The organism is Paenibacillus woosongensis (genome assembly GCF_030122845.1).
Classification (GTDB): domain Bacteria; phylum Bacillota; class Bacilli; order Paenibacillales; family Paenibacillaceae; genus Fontibacillus; species Fontibacillus woosongensis_A.
Genome location: NZ_CP126084.1, coordinates 2,692,118 through 2,712,902, shown reverse-complemented (window position 1 = coordinate 2,712,902; position 20,785 = coordinate 2,692,118). Strand labels below are relative to the sequence as shown.

The window sequence follows — 20,785 nt, the reverse complement described above, 5'->3', positions numbered from 1 at the left end:
ATCCACGGTCGCTGCAGCCTTTTTCTCCCATCTCTGATTAATAGAAAATAAGCAGTAAAATGCCAACTAAAAAGCAATAATAGGTGAAGTATATGAGCTTGCCTCTCTTCATAATTCCCATAAACCATTTCATCGCAAAGTAGGTCATGAACAGTGTCGCCATAAAGGCCGCAATGTATGGAATGGCCAGTTCGCCTTTATTAGGTTCATTCATAAAATCGGAGAATCCTAGCACAACGCCGCCAAGACTTACTGGAATATATAGCATAAAGGCAAAGCGTAGTGCAGTATCTTGTTTAATCCCCCGAGCAATGGCTGAAATGATCGTGGCGCCTGACCGGCTAATGCCTGGTGTAAGTGCGACGGCCTGGCCCAATCCAACCAAAATGGCATCCTTCAGCGTCATATCCGCCTCGTTTTTAGTGCCCTTCATATTACGGATTAAAAATAAGGCGATGCCTGTAACAAATAACATAATTGCAATCGTCGTCATACTTACACTGTCTGCAATAAAGTCCTTTAAGACGACCCCAAGAACACCTGCTGGAATCGTACCTATAATGATATACAGCACAAATCGGAAATCGCTTTTGTAGCGTGTATCCTTGGTTTTCAGATAGGCGAATGAATTTTGAATTAATCGAAGGATATCCTCGCGATAGATCCACAATACGGCAAGCAACGAAGCGGTGTTCGTTAAAATCGCAAATGTGAACCCTTGCTCGCCTAACCCTAATATCTCACTCGCAATCATCACATGTCCGCTAGACGAAACTGGAATGGGTTCTGTAAAGCCTTGAACAAGCCCAATCACTATCATTTTTAAAATCAATAAAATATCTGTCTCTCCCATAAATCCTCCATGTTCATTACTGTAAGTGTCTTGCTCCACGTGCCTTCTCTTCTTATTTTATATAAAAGCTCACAAACAATCATTTGTTTAATATAACAAAATTACATGGCAAGTGACAACTTCGTCACCTGCCATGTATTAGAACAAATTCATCGGCTATAGAAATGGGTGTAAATGTGATTGTGGTTGCTTCCCTCCGGGTGATGTTGTAATATCAACGGTAAAAGTTCGTCGAAATGTTTAAACATTTAATCCTATAATTGAGGGGATGTTGTGAATGGGAAAAGAAGCTCTAAACATCTTTCGGGAATGCCTTCCCGTTCTTCAAACCCTGAGCGATGCGCATCGTCAGGATATCCTGCTGTTGCTGTCCGAAAACGGCAGTCTGACGGTGAATGAAATTACGGAACGAATGTCCTTGTCGCGGCCGGCAATCTCCCACCATCTCAAGCTACTCAAAAATGCGGGCGTAGTCCAGGTCGAACAACAGGGCACACAGCGGTATTATTCCCTGTCTCTGGAGGAATCCGTGCAGCTGTTAAGAGAATTATTGGTCACATTAGAAAGAGATTGTTTATAAAATCGCCTTATGGGGAGGAAGAAAATGGACGATTTAACATCAAATCAGGCCGCTCAATTTCTGCAGGAACATCGCCGGTATTTCAACCGCGGTCAAACGCGAAGCGTTCAATGCCGTCTGGACCAGCTAAAGAAGTTGTCCGATGCGATCCGGCGCCATGAGCAGAATTTGCTTTCGGCCTTATATAAGGACCTGCGAAAAAACGAATTCGAAGCCTACACGACGGAGATTGGCTATACCCTGAACAACATCCGTCATACTATGAAACACTTGCGCCAATGGGCAAAGCCGCAGAAAGTCAAAACTCCCTTCTATCATATAGGCTCCCGCGGCTACATGTATAAGGAACCCTACGGAACCGTCTTGATCATCGGGCCGTTCAATTATCCGTTTCAATTGCTGATCGAACCGCTGATCGGAGCGATTGCCGCAGGAAATTGCGCCGTCTTAAAACCCTCCGAGAAGACCCCTGCCGTGGCTGCCGCCGTCAAGACGTTGATACAGGAAACTTTCGATGAAGACTATATTCGCGTAATTGAAGGTGAACGAGAAACAACCTCGGTTCTAATACACGCTCCATTTGACTATATCTTTTTTACCGGAAGCGTACCTGTGGGCAGAAACGTCATGGAGGCCGCTGCTAAAAATCTCGTCCCCGTCACGCTCGAGCTTGGCGGCAAAAGCCCTGTCCTTGTAGATCGTACAGCGGATATCGATTCAGCAGCCAAGAGAATCATGTGGGGCAAGTTGATAAACACAGGCCAGACCTGCATTGCTCCGGATTATGTACTCGCCCACACAGATATTAAAGCAGAATTAATCGAAAAGATGAAAATGGCCATTACATCCTTTTACGGCACGGATGCACGACAAAGCAGCGATTATGGCCGCATCGTCAACGAACAGCAGTTCGATCGATTAGCCGCGATATTGGAAAAGGATCAAGCGAATGTGCTGTTCGGCGGTCAAACAATCCGAGAAGACCTTTATATTGAGCCTACCCTTCTTGATGCCGTTTCCTGGTCCGATGCGGCGATGCAAGATGAAATCTTTGGCCCGATACTCCCCATTATGGGCTATGAACAATTAGACGAAGCGATCCAGATGATTATTTCCCGTCCCAAACCGCTTGGCCTCTATTTATTTACGAAAGATCAAAGTGTCGAAAATGAAGTGCTTACCCGCATCTCCTTTGGGGGCGGCTGTATCAATGACACCATCACGCATGTGGCCAATCCAAACCTCCCGTTTGGAGGAGTCGGGGAGGCAGGCATTGGCGCTTATCATGGTAAATACAGCTTTGACCTGTTCTCCCATACGAAAAGCATCATGAAAAAGAACACAAAGTTTGACATGAAGATCTTATTTCCGCCTTACAGGGATAACCTGAAGTGGATCAGAAAAGTATTGCGTTGATGAGAAACATGGCTCACGCGCTATCAACCCAGTCTCTGTTGAAGAAATGCTGCCAGCTCTTCGGCCGTATCCCAAACGATGGGGCGGATCTCTTTGAATCTCACAGGCAGCATTTCGGCATCGCTGCTTTTCACGGTCCAAATCACAGGGATGTTCAAACCTAGCGCATATCCCGCCGCAAAATACACCCCAGGGGATTGTCCGGTTAAATCCGCAATAACTAGCTTACTGTCCGTAATTTGCTCTAAAGAATACGCCTCAGCGTTCTCTGTTGCCGCAGGCGCAAGCAAGCTCGGCAGATAACCGTACTGTTCTATGGTGGGCAGCAGCATTTGCAGCCACTCCGTGCGGAAGCCCTCTCCATCCGCGATAAGCACGGAGCATGGCTTTAACTTTTTTCCACCAGCGGTTGCAGCAGCCTCGCTCCATCCTTTTTCCGTCAGTTGAAAAGCCATTCCCTCCCGGATAAGCAGCTGCTCGCCCCTCAGCTTATCAATAATATATACCAGCTCCTGCAGATTGGGAGAATAGGTCAGGTTATAACTGCTGGAGAGCGGTTGAATAACAACCGGTTCTCCTGGGCCTTCGGAATGTCTATATAAATATTGCAGCAGACGGTTGCCTTTATCTTCAATGGTCACAGGAAGGTTCGGAGAATGGACGATCGCTTCCAAATCGCCTTCTGATAGAGCGACCTTCTCCTCGCGATCTGTGTGCTCCCGGATATAAGCGGAGACGAGATGGAACATATCACGTTTCTTGTGGTGCGGCAGCGAATGAATCGTTTCGTAGCTGTCTCTACGCAAGCTGTAGAATCCATCCGGCGAACAGGAACAGCCTAAATATACATCGTAGTCCCCTTCTGCCTTAATTGGGACTATCTCATCGCAGAACAAACAGTGTTTCTTATTCATACACTCATCACCTCATATCAATGGCTATCCTCTACCTTACCAAGATTTATTGGAAAAATAGACAAGAAGATTCTTCCTGCGCAGCATTGACATCAAAAAAAGCGGCTGTTCACCGGGATCCATCCCGTGACAACCGCTTGCCGCTTCATGCTCAATCCAGCTCTTTTTCCATGACGTAATCGTCCATCACAAAGCCGTTTCCGATATCCGCCACTTGCGTGCGGACAGTTTTAAAGCCTTTTTTCTCATATACCGCGATCGTAGAAGCATTGTGCCGGTTGACCGTAAGCCAGATGGCGCCTAAATTCCGGCTTCGGCAAATATCCACCAGCAGCGCCAGCGCCTGACTGCCATAACCTTTACCGCGATGTTCTTTCTGCAAATAAAACTTGCTGAGAAACAGCTTGCTCTCCTCTGGCTTGATGCCCAGATAGCCGATGGGGTTGCCTTGGACAGTCATAAAATAATATTCGTAACCCTGCTTCGCGATTTGATCCGTTAGCGCTGGAAAGGATTGAAATTTCTCCACCATATAATCAATTTGTTCATTGGAAATCATGCCAACAAAATACTCATGCCAAATGTCCGAGGCCAGCTCAGCCAAGGAGGCAAGTTCCTGCTCGGTTTCAATTTTCGCTAAAGTCAGCTGCATATCGGAATCCTCCAAAATAAAAGTCTCAAATGCAACCATTTCGGCTGCCTTCAGATCATATTTATTTACTTATGGATAACCAAATCAATCTCCTGAAAACGGCTCACTTTTGTATTCCAACGCTCCTCAACATATTTAATATGTACCGGATGGTTATTGTAAGCATCGTAAGCACTCTGATCTGCAAATACCATAGAGAATCCGTAATCAAATTCGTTCTTGGCGCTCACCTGACGAAACACCTCGAATTGTTCAACGCCAGGGATTGCTGCTAGTTCTTCTCTGCTTATCTGCAAAAAAGCCTCTGTCTCTGGGTTATCTTTACCAGAATGCAATGAGAATGTAACCATGTGTTTAATCGAGCTCATCCAATTTCCTCCTCAATTTCCGTGCAATACGTTGCGCTTGATTTCTACCATGGTAACAAAAATTTGCTCATTTATAAATAAGCAGTACTGGAAACGATTAAAATCCTGTAGTGTACTGTTTAGGAACAGTAATTTCCTGCTTTAGAGCTGCTGCTGCTTCAAGCGTCCAATAAGGGTTCCTTAACATTCCTCTTCCGATCGCTACAAGATCCGCGTCCTCATTGCCTATAACGGCATTGGCCAGGATGGGGTCTTCCAGTCTGCCGACAGCGATGACCGGAATATCCAGTGAAGCCTTAATTTCTCTAGCCAAGGGGACCTGGTAAGCTGCATGTGTGCCTGGTTTACCGGAAGCGCCAATCGGGCCTTCTCCGCCAGAGGAAATATGAAACATATCTACTCCAGCCTCTTTAAATTGCTTAGCAAATTGAATGCTCTCGTTGATTCCGTAACCGCCCTCGACATACTCTTTAGCTGAAATACGCATCATTAAAGGCATGTCATCAGGCATCTCAGCTTTAGCTGCTTCTATAATCTCCCGGCCAAACTTCGTAAGATCCTTTCCATATTCATCATCTCGCTGATTGGTTAACGGGGAATGGAATTGATGAATTAAGTACCCATGAGCACCATGAATCTCAATCGCATCAAATCCAGCTTTAACTGCACGTTGTACAGCTTGACGGAATTTCTCTACCATATCTTTAACTTCTGATGTAGTCAGAGCTCGCGGAGTCTTCCAATCCGTGTCAAACGGAATGGCCGACGGGGCGACCGGCTCCGCCGCATCCTCCGCTTTTCTCCCAGCATGAGCAATTTGGATGCCAACTTTGGCGCCGTATTTGTGGCATGCTTCTACGATTCTCGCCAGCGCTGGAATTTGCTCATCAGACCATAATCCTAAATCATAATCGCTAATGCGGCCATCGGGTTCCACATCGGTCATTTCTATGATAATAAACCCGGCTCCCCCAATGGCCCGGCTAACATAATGCAGATAGTGCCAGTCGGTAGCTATGCCATCCTTATTCTCGACGGAATATTGACACATCGGCGGCATGACGACACGATTTTTTAACTCCAAACCTTTAATTTGATATGGGCTAAACAAATGGTTCACGAAAACCACTCCTTTATCATCATAATTAAATGCATGCGCGCGCATATAAATTATCACGGATAAATTTCTTTGTCAACTTCATCAAATACGTTTCGCATAAAGAAAAAACCTTCAGAACGTATCTGAGGTTTTCAAATATCATAATTATGTTGTACAGTCCTAGCGAGTGAACTCAATTCCTGCAATAACTGTTCTTTAGTGAGATTATCCCTCAGCAAAGTCTCAACCGTAGCTAGCGATTCCTGAAACTTCACTTCTCCGAACGGAGTGAGACAAGTGTATATCCCCCTGCGGTCATCTTCGCATACATCTCTTTGCAGCGTACGGCAATTTTTGGCCTCTAATCTTCCAACTAGCCGTGAAATGGCGCTTTGACTAAGGCCAACCCACTCCTGAAGCTCTTGCAAACGCAGCTTTTTGTCCTCTGTTTGCGCTAGGAGATATAAAACAAAAAACTCTTTTAGTGAAAGGTCATGCTTAGCTTGCAGTTCTGCTTCAATGCTGTTATTGATCTGTGTCTGGAGATTTGTTATGGACATCCAGCTGTCTATGAGATCGCTTTTACTGCGGCTGCTCATGCGTACTCCATTCACCTCATCTTTCCCGTCTTTAGGTATCGTATCCTCAATTAAACATGTTAATTCATTATTCTATCTGTCTTATTTTGAATAGTCAAACAGGTTCATGTTTATGGATTGGGAAAGCTTCGTCCTTGGAGACGCGTATCATTTCGCCAGGAAAAAACGACTTAAAATACATTTTAACCCTCAGATGAATATCCTTTTGATACCACTTGGACAAATCATGGGTCTCAAATAAATGAGGCATGCCTAATCTTTCAGAACGCCTGCCCAAGAGACCGTCTCCGATCTCCCCAAGGCATCTCCTTAAACTTTTGAATCGGCATTTCTCTGACATAACAATATTTACACGCAAATGCACAGCCGCTATAGGGGTTCTTCTCTTTGATTTCAGTTGGCACTTGTTTCGTTGTCCCCCTTTAACGACTGAAAAGGGTAATGCCGCCAAGATACTCCATTTTGCCGACATTCCCCTCTTTATGATCTGCAATATTGGTTATGAACCTAGTTTTCATTATGGTACTTCTATCTATGCGCATATAGCGAAGATAGCCTGTCGGCTGTTAGCCGCCATGTAAAATTCTGAATTACGCTGCTTCTTCCCCTTGCTCCAATGCTGCGCCCCAGCTCTTTATTTTTTCCAAGTCTGATCAAATATTGGGCAAACCGTTCGGCGCGCCTGTAATCATCTACTAGAAATCCATTGCTTTCATGCTTCACGATTTCAGGTATCCCCCCAATTCTGGAAGCAATCACTGGCAATCCCGATGCCATGGCTTCAATATTCACTAGTCCAAAGGCTTCGTGCTTTTGTGAAGGGCAAACCAAACAATCCGCTGCCTGATATATTTTATGAATATCGGAATGTTTCTGTTTGCCGAGCCATTTGACAGGCACATTCAATTTTGATGCCAGTGCTCGCAACTGCTTCATGTACGAAGCGCTGCCCCGTCCGGCTATAACCACTTGAAGGGGAATTTCTTGACTAGCAAGGCTGGCTGCTTTTAGTAATATAGGAACACCCTTGCGCGGAATAACCCGCCCAACAAACAGAACCGTGTATTTATCGCCTATTCCATATTTTTTTCTGTAGTTGGCCCGATCTGCGGCTGTCGCGGGGCGAAATCTGCCTGTATCGACCCCCAGTTCAACGGTTTGGATCTGGGCTGCCGCTGCGGGGAAGCGGTGCATTAATTTTTGTCTTAGCGAGCTGCTGTTCGCAATGATGAGCTTGGCATGCTTTAAGCTTCTAGCAATACTGTGATGCGGAGGTACGAATGTGAGTGAATGCAGGAATAAAGTCACCTTCATTTTGGGAAATGCCTGTTGAATGGATGACATGTAGTGAGGACGATTGTCAACCTGTATCACGTCAAAAGCCTTCCCGCGAATAAAGCGGAGAACAGAGGCGATATAAATTTTTGAGCTGCCGGATGGAACCCTGACAATGGTTACTCCGCCTTCATTGCTTTGAACGGGCAGCCCCTTTGCAGCTCTGCTTACGACAGTCACCGTATGTTTCTTTGCAAGCTGTTTCGCTACAGCGAGTATGCTTATTTCCACCGATCCGTTTCCAGGAACAGGAATTTGCTCTGGAGCAACAATTAAGATCCTCATAGTTCGCTCTTCCTCTCTACTGCACGAATTCTGTTAGAACACTACTATACGTATTCAATCTTTTGAAATAGGTATGGTCTGTTCACCTTGCATCCAGCCCTTTTTGCGGCATAGGATTTGTTTTTGCCAAATGTATAAACTGCCTACTCGCAAAAGGGAATGCATACATAGAATGTGAAAGGATAAACGTCATGCAGAACCAGTTAATCAGGAGGGATCCAGAGGATGAGCGAAAAGAAACCACGTCGGGCAGTCATGAGTAAATGGGCAAAAACAAAAGTGCTCCTTAAAAACAATAAGATTCTCCCCTACATTCCGGATACTCAAAAATTCAGTGACTTGACCCTGAAGAACATGCTGAAGCGTTATAGCATGGTATATATCAAACCAGAAGTCGGGACTTACGGCAATGGAGTTATACGCGCACAGCAATTGAAAACCGGGAGATATGCGTATCAAACAGGAACCACGGAGAAATCCTTCAAGGATTATGAATCATTTTCCAAATCCATCCAAAGTCATACACGCAAAAAAAGATACCTTATTCAAAAAGGCATTCATCTATTGAAATACAACAAACGGCGCTTTGACATTAGGGTGATGGTGCAGTTGAATCCCAAAGGAAAATGGGAGACGACGGGTCTCATTGGGAGAGTTGCCCACCCGAATAAAATAGTGACGAATTATCACAATGGCGGCACACTTATGGACATTAACCGCCTGCTGGCCGCTCACATTTCCACTCGCGAAATCCAAAAAAAGACGCGTGAGCTCAACGATTTAGGCGTGACCACAGCAAAATCTCTTCATAAGAAGTACCCAGGAATTCAGCAAATCGGATTGGATATTGGGTTCGATCATACGTGGACGCCATGGATTATTGAAGTGAACACCAACCCGGATCCTTATATATTCAACAAATTATCGGATAAAACGATGTATAGAAAAGTGATTCACTATAAAAAAGCAGCTGCGGCGGTATAAACGCAATCGAATAAAATGAAGCGGCTAACCTTGGACTAGGCCCGTGTAAATCCGCTAAAGTCTACGATACATTCGTCCATTCCGCATCTCCATGTTTGCCATACGATATAGCAAAACAGGAGGTGTAAACCCATTGAGAATCAAGCACTGTAAAGTAAGAAGAATAAGAAAGCCGATATGCCGATTTAAAAGAGGAAAAAACCGCTTTGTGGTCAAGAAAAAACTCGTTTGCCCACCGCCAAAGATTGTTGTTAACGCTCCGACAGGACCCGTTGGACCTGCCGGGCCTGCGGGGCCAGCAGGGCCTGCGGGCCCAATTGGACCGCAAGGACCTATTGGGCCCGCTGGTGCCAAAGGCGCTACGGGAGCTACGGGCCCTGCCGGAGTAACAGGACCTCCAGGATTGAATGGAGCCCAGGGCATCCCTGGACCTCCCGGGCCTACAGGTGCCACGGGCGCTACGGGAGCCACTGGCCCTGCAGGAGGGCCACCGGGACCCACGGGGCCTGCGGGGCCTGCGGGGCCTGTCGGGGCTACGGGTGCTACAGGTGCTACTGGAGCTGCAGGAGCTACGGGGGCCACTGGTGCTACGGGCGCTACAGGTGCCACCGGTGCGCCAGGTGCTACTGGAGCAACGGGTCCAGCTGGAATTTTCTCATCCTTTGACTGTGCGCGATTTAGCGGTATTACTTTAACGGCGGCAGCCCCGACGGCAACACTGGGAACCGTAACGGTCAATGTAGCTGCACCAACCAACCGAGTTTGGTTAGTAGCATCTTCGACATGGACGCCAAGTTCAGCCAACCCGACGATTACTTTCACGATTCTTCGCGATGGAACCACGGTTATTGATACCGCAAGCGATACGCCCGTTTCCGCCAATAGCCCGATTACCACGGCTTTCACTACATGTGATGAGGCACCTCCCACGGGCACGCATACGTATACTTTGCAGGCAACCGGCAACGCCTTGTCAGGTCAACAGACCATTACCATTAATCAGGGAGCAATTACCGCCGCGGATATTAATATCTAACGAATTATTCCCATCAAGGCGTTACTTCTGAAGCGGTAACGCCTTGTTTCAAAGAAACCCCGACTGTCTCCAAATACTCCTTGTTATGCAGAATCCGCGGATCGTCTGGACGATAGGTTCTCGCTAGTTCATTATGCTCGTAAGCCAATTCATATTGTCCTAGGTTGGAGTAACATACGCAAAGCTGCAGATGTGGAAGCCATGTCCAGCATGCGTAATTAATGAATCCTGGCATCTCTTTGGGCAGATCGAGCCTTGAAGCCGTCTTATACCAGAAAATCGACCGATCCCACTGCTTCTGTTGCATGAAATAATATCCGATTCGGCAACAAAGATCTGCCCTGGGAGCATCATAATGAAATGAGCGAAATGCCCAATCCAGAGATTTATCGTGCTCGCCTAAAAAATGACAACAGTCGGACAACTTGCCGCAAGCTTGAATATTGTCCTCCTTCCAGCCTTCGCCCGTTCGAAGAAATCGGAGATAAAATCTCTTCGCTCGTTTATACAACCCATGATCGTACAACTCATTTGCATAATAATACAAATCTCGTGGTGTGAACCGCTTTCCGTCAGCAGCATGTTTCTCATATATTTTAAGATTACGATCGGAAGCCGTTGCTTTTATACTATGATGCTCGACCTCAATATCGGAGTCCATAATATTGCCGCCTACCTCCAGATATTCATGAACGAATCCCTTCCATTTGAAGTCCCTTTCTCTTCGAACGAGCCTATTTCTTTTGACGCTATAACTAGGCTTGCCGTATTCATCCCGATCCAATATATACTTCATCATGACCGAATCCACCGATGCGCCCAGGGCGGTCTTAAGAAGCATTAGTTTATGAATATTGTCCTCGGATAGAATATCGTCGGCATCCAGCCATAAAATATAATCCATGTTGGCTTTACTGAAGGAAAAGTTCCTTGCCGTTGCAAAGTCATCCATCCATGGAAAGTGATATACATGGGGCGTGAATTCGCTGACAATTTCGATGGTCTTATCGGAAGAACCCGTATCTACAATGATCATTTCATCCACGATGGATTGAACGGATGAGAGACATCTTGCAATAGTTTCTTCTTCATTTTTAACGATCATACAAAGGCTTATCGTGGCCAAAGCCTTCCCCACCTCCGTTTCGTCTTCACCTCCAATTAGTTTATGACATACGGATCAAATGGTTCTGCATGGTTCAGGCAAACCTTTTACTTATATCCAACGACATCATGAGGAATATACGGTTTTTCAAGCGAGGCCACTTCCTCAGGCGTTAACTTTATGTCCAATGCAGCTGCCGCGTCCTTGAGATGCGAGGTTTTCGTAGCACCGATGATCGGCGCCGTCACCGGCTCCTTCTGCAAGAGCCAGGCTAGTGCAATTTGCACGCGGGGGACTCCGCGTTCCTCTGCGATGGCTGCAAGACGCTCGACGATCAAGCGGTCAGCATCAGCCATCGCATCGTATTTGGATCTCTGTACCTGATCCGTTTCGGAACGATGGGTTGCTTCTGACCAATCGCGTGTCAATCTGCCTGATGCGAGTGGACTATAGGGGATCACGCCGATTTTTTCTTCCTTACATAACGGCATCATCTCCCGCTCCTCTTCCCGGTATAGGAGATTGTAATGATTTTGCATGGATACAAACCGGGTCCATCCATTTCTCTCCGCGATGTAGTTTGCCTTTAGAAACCGCCAGGCTTGCATAGCTGATGCGCCAATGTATCTCACCTTCCCAGCCTTCACGACATCATGCAAAGCTTCCATCGTTTCTTCAATCGGCGTATTGTAGTCCCAGCGATGAATTTGATACAAATCAATATAGTCCGTTCCAAGCCTTTTCAAGCTCTTGTCTACTTCACTCATAATGGCCTTGCGGGAAAGCCCTGAACCGTTAGGCCCCTGGTGCATCTGGAAATAAACCTTCGTCGCGAGGACAATTTCATCCCGGTTGGCATAATCCTTCAAGGCCCGACCTACGATTTCCTCACTTGTTCCATCGGAATATACATTGGCCGTATCGAAAAAATTAATCCCCTGCTCCAGTGCCTCCTTTATTACGGGACGACTGTGCTCTTCATCAAGCACCCATGGGTGTATCCATCGTTCTGCCACGCCAAACCCCATACAGCCAAGACATAGCCGTGATACATCGATTCCGGTGTTTCCAAGCTTTACGTATTCCATTCGATCCTTCCTCGCTTTCTACTAATAGGGTTATTGTAAGGATTATTGTAAATACCAATATTATGGCATCTGGAGTTAACTCCAAGTCAAGCGAAGAGGATCGTCATTATTTTGCATGCATTGATCGCGGGACGAATACTGGCCATCCAAATCAGAGGGGGCAAATAGACTGCTGCATGCGTTACACAAAATTGAACAAAAAAGAGGCGTTACAGCAAGCTCTGTAACGCCTTAGTTATAATGAACTGACAGTATTATTTCAACACATTGGCAGGCCAGCTGCCGTACCAAGCATAACCGGTTCTTCTTTCTTTCTCAATCTCGCTAAGATTGTATTTCACTACGCCGTCACGGCCTACAAATATAGGTTTGTTCGTACCGATTTCATACAATCGAGCCCAGATTGGTGTCTTTGCGCTGGAGTCTTTCACCACAACGACATCACCATTTTCCTTGACGACCTTGATCCCGGTAATCTGAACCGCCTTGAACCAGTCTTCAGCCGCCTTTATAGAAGCGGTAATTTTAGTATTTGCCGTTCTGGTCTTTAGGAATTTTACGATCGTGGTGCTTTCTGACGCGCTTAAAGAAGGGACTTCATAGACCCGTGCTCCTGCCGGCTTCAAGGTCGATGAGTCATGCTGCTGTCCCCAGGCGGTCAGTTTGCCATTCACAACGACTTGAGTATTTAGGATGCATCCAACGCCTTTATCAACGGCCTGCTTGCTCTTGCTCGCCAAGCTGCTGTCTACGAAAGAGAAATCACCTTTCTTGTTAGCAACCTCATCAAGTAAAATCATGACATTGATCATCGCATCATCGTTATAGGTAATATGTTTATGATAACCGGAGCTTTGATAGACCTGCGGCCAGCCGCCGTTGGAATACTGCATGTTGATCAGGAAATGGATGCCCTTAACCGCTGCCGCGGAATATTTGCTGTCCTTCGTCTTCTTGTATTCACTGGCCAGTCTGCGAATCTCGGAATATGTAGCTTTATTATCGATCGTGGACTTTGCCCATTCTCCGCTAGTTACAGCGTAATCCTTCTTCCATCCGCCGTCCTGCTGCTGGTTCTTCAGGATATCGGAAATACTTGCCGTCGTCCCCGAGGCATCTGCAGCCACAACCGTCGATGACGGATGCAGCACAACTGCCGGCACGGATAGAATCATTGTAATTGCTAGAGCTAGAGATAATGTTGTCTTCTTCATTTAGCAAACTCCTTTTCTTTGATGAAATAGAATAAATTCAGTGAAATACAGACGATGTATACAACAGCCCCATTATCAAAAAATATGCTATCATATGCCTTGTAAAATAATTTTATGGGAGACTAATAGAAATCATGTTATCACGAGATAAAATTGAAATGAATCAAGTATGGATTTATATAATCACCCTGATTGCTGCCGCTGGAGTTGGCATATGCCGGCCAGAATTCAGTTCGAATTTGGAGTCTGCCCTCTCATTCCTGCTTGCTGTTCTCATGTACGGGATGTTTACGCAAATCCCTTTCTTCCGACTAAAGGAAGCTCTGCAGGACCAGAGGTTTTTTATGCTTTGCTGATTATGAACTTTATCGCAGTCCCGCTAATTGTATGGGGACTTTCTCGTTTCTTGCCCACCGATCCAGCCTTGCTATTAGGCGTATTGTTGGTTCTGCTAACGCCTTGCATCGATTATGTCATCGTGTTTACACATCTTGGCCGGGGAAATGCACAACTCATCTTAATCTCGACCCCCCTGCTCTTTGTTACGCAGATGCTTCTTCTGCCGCTTTATTTATGGTTATTTATGGGGAGACAAGCATCCGGGATTGTGAGTGCCGGTCCATTTCTAGAGGCGTTCATTAGCTTAATCGTTATTCCTCTAATACTTGCTTTACTTACCCAATGGTGGTCCAATAAAAAGGCGGTAGGAACGCGCGTTCTTCATGCTGCTGGTTGGCTTCCTGTTCCGTTCATGGCGATGACATTATTCGTTATTGTAGCCTCGCAAATCTCTAAGCTGTATATCTCACCGGATTACGTGCGTTATGCCATCCCCGTATATGTGGCCTATATGATCATTGTTCCAGTAATTGCCCGTATCTTGGCGGGAATTTTTCGATTAGATGTCGGTGCAGGACGGGCGCTTATATTTAGTGCGGGAACCCGCAATTCTCTTGTCGTCCTTCCGTTTGCGCTTGCGCTTCCTGAAGGTTTAAGGGAAGGCGTAACTGTAGTTATCGTAACGCAAACCATTATAGAGCTGATTGGCGAACTAATTTATGTTAGAGCGGTCCCCCACCTGCTCATGCGTGACAGCCCACACGGACTGAATCGGTATAAATGAAACAATACCATCAAGTTAATTATTAGCCCAAACGTCTTTGACATAACGCCCTTCATTCTGCATGATCTCCAGCCATTGCCGGGCTTCCTCTCGGCTTGCTGAATGAATGTTTTGATATGCTTTCTGCAGGCAGGACTCCACATCCGGAGCCATTTTGCTTCCATCTCCGCAAATATACAACTTGCCCTGCTCCAAAATTCGCATGATCTCTGCCGAATTCTCTTGCATCAAATGCTGGACATAGATTTTTGGTTTTTTCTCTTTTCGTGAGTAGGCCGTGTGTACAGTTACAATCCCCTGCTTCTCAAATTGCTCTATTTCCTCCCGGTATATATGGTCCAATTCATTGCGGCAGCCGAAGTACAGATGCGCTTCGCCCAGCGCTTGGCCTGAATTCTTTAGAACTTGCCGAGTCTGGAGAAAACCTCGGAAAGGAGCAAAGCCCGTGCCGGGTCCAACCATAACGATCGGAACGCTCGGATCGTCAGGCAATTGAAATCCGGAATCAGGGGTATTCAGAAACACCTGTACGGAATCCCCGGCTTGCCGGTTAGCCAGGTAATTGGAGGCAACACCGCGATACTCGCCGTTTCCACTCTTCGCCGCCCCGCGTACGATACCGACCGTAATGCTCACCTTGTTCCCTTGCCATTGATACGAGCTAGAAATGGAATAATAACGCGGTTTTAGCGGTGGCAGCAGCTCGACAAAGCGTTCGAACGGAAGCTCGCAAGCCGGATAGCGTTCCAGCAGATCTAGCATCGTCAAGCGTTTGTTCAGCACCTTTTCCTTATAAGCCGTCTCCTGTAGAAGGACTTCTAATTCCTTCTGATGTGGCGGACATACTGTGAATGCGGCAAGCTCGCGAAGCTGCGCCCGGGTAGCAGCTTCCTGCAATTCTAAACAGTGGCTCAATAGATCATGCACGTTAACCGGTCTATCCAGCGGAAGGTGGGCACCGCTGCGTCCGCTGGCCTGTATAATGACATGCTCATTGCCCTGAAATCCATAACGGCGCAGAACACGCTCGACGACCGCAGGATCATTCACTGGGATTATTCCTAGATGGTCGCCTTCCCGATAAGTTTTGCCTTCTGGAAGCATGATTTCAATATGCCGAGTGCTTCGGCTGCTGCCTTCACAATGAAGTTCCCTATTCACCTCTACGACAGCCGGAAAGGCATCATGGCTTGACGCAATTGGAGTTGTTGCCAATCCGTTCACAAACTGTAACGTCAGCCTGCTGCGTTCTTGCGTATTACTACTGAGGTTCAACGTACTCCGCAATTCCGCCCAAAGGGTCTCGTTCCAACTATCCATCTGATTTTCAAAATCGCCGCTCGCATCCCCTTCACCACGAATTGCAACACGTAATGCTCCTTTAGCTTCCAGCATCTTATCAATGTAACGTGGAATGTGCTGATACGTATCTGCCCAGTTATGGTCCCCACAGCCGAATACCGAATAATGGACTCCTGCCAAATCCCCTTGCTCTATATTCTCAAGCCATTGTATAAATCCACGGGCATTGTTCGGCGGTTGGCCATTATAGGAAGCCGAAACTATGAGAACTATCCCTTTCTTAGGCAGCCTGCCCACTCCGTCGTTCAGCGGCATCACCTCGCTATGAAACCCATGACACCGGGCCGTTTCCGCAAGCTCTCGCGCTATCCCTTCGGCTGTTCCCATGTTTGATCCATATAACACCAGAAGAGGAGTGCCGTGCGTTTCAACAGTTGGCACAATGACCTTTTCAGTCAGCTTAGAGTCATTTCCCCCTTTTTCCGCAGTATGGAATACAAAACTACTTTGCCTCATACGAGGACGAACTTGTATTGTAAAGCCTTCAGGTTTTAATGTTAGCGTTTCTTTTACACGCAGCTGATAATTTTTTTGGTCGATCAATTCGAATTGCTTAAGTACCATTCCAAGCACCAGGGTAGCTTCTTGCATTGCAAATTGCTGGCCGATGCATGCCCGCTGGCCGTTTCCAAAAGGCTTGTAAGCGTGGTAAGGAACTTTCTTTGCATCCTCAAATCTTTCCGGCCGGAATTCCTCGACATCTTCCCCCCATGCGCTCGTATCCCGATGGAGCTTGGGAATTAGCACGACTATGGTTTCCTCCTTTTTAAGAGGGTATTTCCCAGCCAGGATCGTGTCCTCCTCTGCATATAACGAGAAAGCCGGGGCCGTTGGCCAGAGTCTCAGAGCTTCGTTCAGGATCATGCGAATATACTTCAGCTCTCGAACTTGCTTGTAACTTGGCACAGGATCCGTAAGGACTCGATCCACTTCTTCATAAGCCTTGGCCAATACGTTCGGATTCTTCATAAGATAGTACAGAGCAAAGGACAGTAGTCCACTCGTTGTTTCATGTCCGGCAATCAGGAACGTAATGATTTGATACCGGATGTTCTCATCATCCAACCCCTCACCTGTATCAGGGTCTTTACCATTTAACATATGCGCAAGCAGATCATCTCCGCCTTTATCACCCGAAGCCTTTCTTTCTGCAATAAGCTTATCCACTAATGAATACATCATTTGAATATCGCGCTTGAATTGCTGCTTCGCTCCTATCATCAGTTTATCTTGAATATTCAAGCGTTGGAGCTGACTCATGGCCTCACCCAGCGCCTGAACCATACTAGTAATAAAAGGATGCGGCTGTTCACGATAAAAACTATTAAATCGATAATTGAATCCGCATAGGCCAATTGTATCCAATGTCAATCGAGTCATGTCTTCCGAGACATCTATACTTTCATCCGAATTCAAGCGAGCCCACTTTTGTACAAGCTGTATGGCGATATCAACCATCATGTCGTGGTATCCCCGCATTGCGCTCTGGCTGAAGCTTGGCAGCAATATATGGTGTGCCTTCTTCCAGTTGGGTTCATTCGTTTCTGCCGTGAACAGACCATCTCCAGCAAACGCGCGAACTTTACGCAGCGCAGCGGAAACGTTTTTATCGAAAAGGGATTCATCGCAAGCTTCAGCAACCAGTTCATGTCCGGAAATAAATATACTGCTTCTTCCAGGTAGGTCCAAACGGAAAATAGGTCCGTATTCATCCGCAAGCTTAACCATGGATTGGATTGGTTTTTCCTTGTCAATGAGAGGAAGATTGCCAAGCGGACCATACGTTTTGGGTTGTGGGATCGTCATCACTTTTAACAAAAACCTCCACTTCCTTCATTATTAATATAAATACATCGCGTGAAAGACTCGGAATGAATATTCATTCCGCAACGTCCATGCTCATTTTGTCAATGAACACGAATCGCATTCCAGCAACATTCCTCAACTTGATCCAGTAAACTCGGCGATTGTTCAATAGCACCTATGCGGATCAATTTAAAGAGTTCAACCAAAGAACCGTAGACAATGGCAATTAGCACATTTGAGGGCAATCGACAGAGTATTCCCTGACTTTTGCCTTCATCAAGAACATGCCGAATCGTATCCAGAAACGACTGGAACATCCTTGTGCTGCTTTCATCCAAAAACTGGGCGCCAGTATGAGAATCAATAAAAGCCAATGCTCGTTCATGATCACAAGCAAACTTACTTATTTGCATAAAAATATGCTTGAATTTCAGCCGGATGGGTACATCTTGGAGTGGCTCATCCCATATCATCGCCTGGGCCAATTGCTGCACGCATTCTTGATATAAACAATTAACGAGAACTTCCTTATTCTCAAAATAACGATAGATGGTCCCGGCCCCTACGTTAGCTTTTTGCGCAATTGTCGGGACTGTCGTTGCATCGTAACCTCTCTCAGCAAATAACTCTAATGCGGCTTCAAGAATATCCTCCCGCTTGTTGTGCGACATTTTTTCAACCCCCTTCCCACCGGAATGAATATTCATTCAGTTTATTTTTACTATTTCAATTTTTAGGTGTCAATTACTTTTGTGTTATTTAATGCCATTTTACTAGCGAAATGAGGAATAAATGCCTAGAAAAGGACTTTATCAAATACAAAGACCGTTTTCCGGAGAAAACGGTCTTTTCCATAAAAAACTTACGATTCATTTTTACTTCCATCACCGATAATATGCAACAGTTTATCCTGCTCACGGATTTGCCCGTTTTGCAGTGGAAGCACGTCGACATAATCCAGCGTATTCGTAACGATAACCGGAGTAACTGTGTGGTATCCAGCCGCCCGGATCTTCTCGATATCGAATTCAAGCAGCAGTTGTCCGGCTTTGACCCGCTCTCCTTCCTGAATGTAGGAGGTGAAAAATTCGCCATCCAGCTTAACTGTATCGATCCCTACATGGACGAGGATTTCCGCGCCTTCATCGGATACGACCGCAAGCGCGTGCTTCTTCTTGAAAGCGACGGTAACCGTGCCGTCAAATGGAGCGACGACTCTGCCAGAGTCCGGCTCAATCGCAATTCCCTTGCCCATAGCTTCAGACGCGAACGCTGGATCAGGCACCTCTTCCAGCGGAACGACAGTCCCGCTAATTGGACTTAAAGCGGTTACGCTGGACTTCTCGCTAGTTTGTCCTTGTTCACGCTTCGCCTTAGGTTCTGTTGAGGCAGCTCCTTCCTCTTCATCTACCGGGTCTTTAAAGCCTAGAATATAGGTCAGTGCAGCCGAGACGACGAACGCTGTAACAATACCTAGGATGAGACCCGGGAACCCTTGCCCGCCTGGTCCGTAAAATATCGGAAGTGTCAGAAGCCCTGGAGCTCCGGAAGCAAAAGCCTGCGTACCCGCCTGGCCGATAATCGCTCCGCCGACGCCTCCACCGATGATTCCCGCGATGAACGGCCGCTTCAATGGCAAGGTTACCCCGTACACCGCCGGCTCGGTAATTCCGAACAATGCGGAGAGTGTTGTCGAACCCGCAAGAGTTCTCAGCTTTTTGTTTTTTGTTTTTAACATAACCCCGAACGCTGCACCTGTTTGCGCAAAGACCGAAGCCGTTGCCGGCGGCTTGATGCTGTCTTTTCCGTATACCGCCACGTTATTGATAAATACGGGAACCAGTCCCCAGTGAACTCCAAATATGACGAGCACCTGCCAGCCTGCTCCGAGAATCGCTCCCGCAAGCAGCGGACTGAAAGAAAATACAGCAAGCAATCCTTCGGCAATCCCGTTTCCAACGTATACGCCGAATGGTCCAAACACAATTAGGGTAAGCGGTAACATAATGACTAGTGAAATTAACGGCGTAATAAAATTTTTGACACTCTCATGAATGAAGCGATTGCATAATTTCTCCAGCTTACTCATCACGATGACGGATAAAATAATGGGAATGACTGTAGAAGAATAACTCATCATGACGACCGGGATTCCGAAAAAGCTCACTCCCCCTTCTGCCGACTTCAATGCAATGACTGAAGGATATAGAAGTGCTCCGGCAATGGTCACCGCCGTAAATACATTGCCTCCAAATTTTCTTGCTGTTGTAACGGCCAGCAGCACGGGCAAGAAGTAGAATAGGCTGTCCGCCGCAGCAAACAGGATGATGTACGTCGTATCCGTAGGTTCCAGCCACTTGAAATTGCTCGCGATAAGCAGGAGCCCCTTCAAAATCCCCGCCCCGGCCATAACGCCAAGCAAAGGAGCGAATATGCTGGAGATTACATCGACGATACTTCCAAACCCGAACTTGCCGCCCTTCGGTTTCTCCTCTGCCTTCGATGAATCGTTCAGAATGCTGGAAACTTTACTGATGGCGCTGTACACCTCAGGAACGGTGTTGCCGATGACGACCTGAAACTGTCCGCCGCTCTCCTTGACCGTAATAACTCCAACTGTCTTCTCCAGCTTCGCTTTGTCTGCCTTGCCATTGTCCTTCAGGACAAAACGCAGACGCGTTGCACAGTGGACGAGAGAAACGACGTTGTTTTCTCCGCCGACGCCCTGTACAATTTCTCTAGCCAATTTCTCATAACTCATGCCCTGCACCTCCACGCTATAGGTCGAAAAAAGGTAAAATTTGGGTAATGCAAGCAAACAAAAAACCTAAGTGATGATAAATGAAGGACCTGTAAAAGTCCAATTTATCACTACTTAGGTTTTGCCTGCATAACCAGTAACAATCCCGTCTGAGATGTTATGATGTTGTGTTGGCAATAGAATATAACGCTTCTCTCAAATTGTC

17 protein-coding genes and 1 pseudogene are annotated in these 20,785 nt (G+C 46.5%); 5 read left to right on the top strand and 13 right to left on the bottom strand.

What is annotated here, in order from left to right:
- Positions 1–37: 37 nt before the first annotated feature.
- Positions 38–853, bottom strand: coding sequence for an undecaprenyl-diphosphate phosphatase (locus tag QNH46_RS12355; RefSeq protein WP_283928424.1), 816 nt, complete (start codon positions 851–853; stop codon positions 38–40).
- A 277-nt stretch (positions 854–1,130) separates the two neighbouring features.
- Here QNH46_RS12355 and QNH46_RS12350 point away from each other — a divergent pair, with 277 nt between their 5' ends.
- Together QNH46_RS12350 and QNH46_RS12345 are read left to right on the top strand one after the other, a co-directional pair.
- The gene (locus QNH46_RS12350) at positions 1,131–1,433 is read left to right on the top strand and encodes an ArsR/SmtB family transcription factor (RefSeq protein ID WP_283924580.1); all 303 of its coding nucleotides are present in this window, start codon (positions 1,131–1,133) and stop codon (positions 1,431–1,433) included.
- Between the two features lie 24 nt (positions 1,434–1,457).
- Positions 1,458–2,849, top strand: a complete 1,392-nt coding sequence (locus QNH46_RS12345) for an aldehyde dehydrogenase (protein ID WP_283924579.1) — start codon at positions 1,458–1,460, stop codon at positions 2,847–2,849.
- 23 nt (positions 2,850–2,872) lie between these two features.
- Here the strand turns inward: QNH46_RS12345 and QNH46_RS12340 are convergent, their stop codons facing one another.
- The 6 genes from QNH46_RS12340 to QNH46_RS12315 form a co-directional block, all read right to left on the bottom strand.
- Positions 2,873–3,763, bottom strand: a complete 891-nt coding sequence (locus tag QNH46_RS12340) for a hypothetical protein (RefSeq protein WP_283924578.1) — start codon at positions 3,761–3,763, stop codon at positions 2,873–2,875.
- 151 nt (positions 3,764–3,914) lie between these two features.
- Positions 3,915–4,415 carry a GNAT family N-acetyltransferase gene (locus tag QNH46_RS12335; RefSeq protein ID WP_283924577.1) on the bottom strand — a complete coding sequence of 167 codons (501 nt, stop codon included), beginning with the start codon at positions 4,413–4,415 and terminating at the stop codon, positions 3,915–3,917.
- 65 nt (positions 4,416–4,480) lie between these two features.
- Entirely contained in the window at positions 4,481–4,783 is a 303-nt protein-coding gene (locus QNH46_RS12330) for a Dabb family protein (RefSeq protein WP_283924576.1), read from the bottom strand.
- Between the two features lie 97 nt (positions 4,784–4,880).
- Positions 4,881–5,903, bottom strand: a complete 1,023-nt coding sequence (locus tag QNH46_RS12325) for an NADH:flavin oxidoreductase/NADH oxidase (protein ID WP_283924575.1) — start codon at positions 5,901–5,903, stop codon at positions 4,881–4,883.
- 131 nt (positions 5,904–6,034) lie between these two features.
- Positions 6,035–6,481: a MarR family winged helix-turn-helix transcriptional regulator gene (locus tag QNH46_RS12320; RefSeq protein WP_283924574.1), complete on the bottom strand. Its 447-nt coding sequence runs from the start codon at positions 6,479–6,481 to the stop codon at positions 6,035–6,037.
- A gap of 528 nt (positions 6,482–7,009) precedes the next feature.
- On the bottom strand, positions 7,010–8,101 hold the full coding sequence (locus QNH46_RS12315; RefSeq protein ID WP_283924573.1) for a glycosyltransferase family 4 protein: 1,092 nt from the start codon (positions 8,099–8,101) through the stop codon (positions 7,010–7,012).
- Between the two features lie 225 nt (positions 8,102–8,326).
- Here QNH46_RS12315 and QNH46_RS12310 point away from each other — a divergent pair, with 225 nt between their 5' ends.
- Both QNH46_RS12310 and QNH46_RS12305 read left to right on the top strand, forming a co-directional pair.
- Positions 8,327–9,085, top strand: a complete 759-nt coding sequence (locus QNH46_RS12310) for a YheC/YheD family protein (RefSeq protein ID WP_283924572.1) — start codon at positions 8,327–8,329, stop codon at positions 9,083–9,085.
- Positions 9,086–9,293: 208 nt separating this feature from the next.
- Positions 9,294–10,121, top strand: coding sequence for a collagen-like triple helix repeat-containing protein (locus tag QNH46_RS12305; RefSeq protein ID WP_283924571.1), 828 nt, complete (start codon positions 9,294–9,296; stop codon positions 10,119–10,121).
- A gap of 13 nt (positions 10,122–10,134) precedes the next feature.
- Here QNH46_RS12305 and QNH46_RS12300 read toward each other — a convergent pair whose 3' ends face one another.
- From QNH46_RS12300 to pelA, 3 genes are all read right to left on the bottom strand, one after another.
- Positions 10,135–11,226 (bottom strand): tetratricopeptide repeat-containing glycosyltransferase family 2 protein, encoded by a 1,092-nt coding sequence (locus tag QNH46_RS12300; protein WP_283924570.1) that lies wholly within the window; start codon positions 11,224–11,226, stop codon positions 10,135–10,137.
- A gap of 107 nt (positions 11,227–11,333) precedes the next feature.
- Positions 11,334–12,314: an aldo/keto reductase gene (locus tag QNH46_RS12295; protein ID WP_283924569.1), complete on the bottom strand. Its 981-nt coding sequence runs from the start codon at positions 12,312–12,314 to the stop codon at positions 11,334–11,336.
- Positions 12,315–12,568: 254 nt separating this feature from the next.
- Positions 12,569–13,528: a pectate lyase gene (gene pelA, locus QNH46_RS12290; protein WP_283924568.1), complete on the bottom strand. Its 960-nt coding sequence runs from the start codon at positions 13,526–13,528 to the stop codon at positions 12,569–12,571.
- Positions 13,529–13,662: 134 nt separating this feature from the next.
- Between pelA and QNH46_RS12285 the strand changes: the two are divergent.
- A pseudogene (locus tag QNH46_RS12285) lies at positions 13,663–14,651 on the top strand (arsenic resistance protein).
- A gap of 15 nt (positions 14,652–14,666) precedes the next feature.
- Here the strand turns inward: QNH46_RS12285 and QNH46_RS12280 are convergent.
- From QNH46_RS12280 to QNH46_RS12270, 3 genes are all read right to left on the bottom strand, one after another.
- Positions 14,667–17,819 (bottom strand): bifunctional cytochrome P450/NADPH--P450 reductase, encoded by a 3,153-nt coding sequence (locus tag QNH46_RS12280; protein ID WP_283928423.1) that lies wholly within the window; start codon positions 17,817–17,819, stop codon positions 14,667–14,669.
- A 101-nt stretch (positions 17,820–17,920) separates the two neighbouring features.
- Positions 17,921–18,490, bottom strand: a complete 570-nt coding sequence (locus QNH46_RS12275) for a TetR/AcrR family transcriptional regulator (protein WP_283924567.1) — start codon at positions 18,488–18,490, stop codon at positions 17,921–17,923.
- Between the two features lie 191 nt (positions 18,491–18,681).
- Positions 18,682–20,580 carry a beta-glucoside-specific PTS transporter subunit IIABC gene (locus QNH46_RS12270; protein WP_283924566.1) on the bottom strand — a complete coding sequence of 633 codons (1,899 nt, stop codon included), beginning with the start codon at positions 20,578–20,580 and terminating at the stop codon, positions 18,682–18,684.
- Positions 20,581–20,785: the final 205 nt, after the last annotated feature.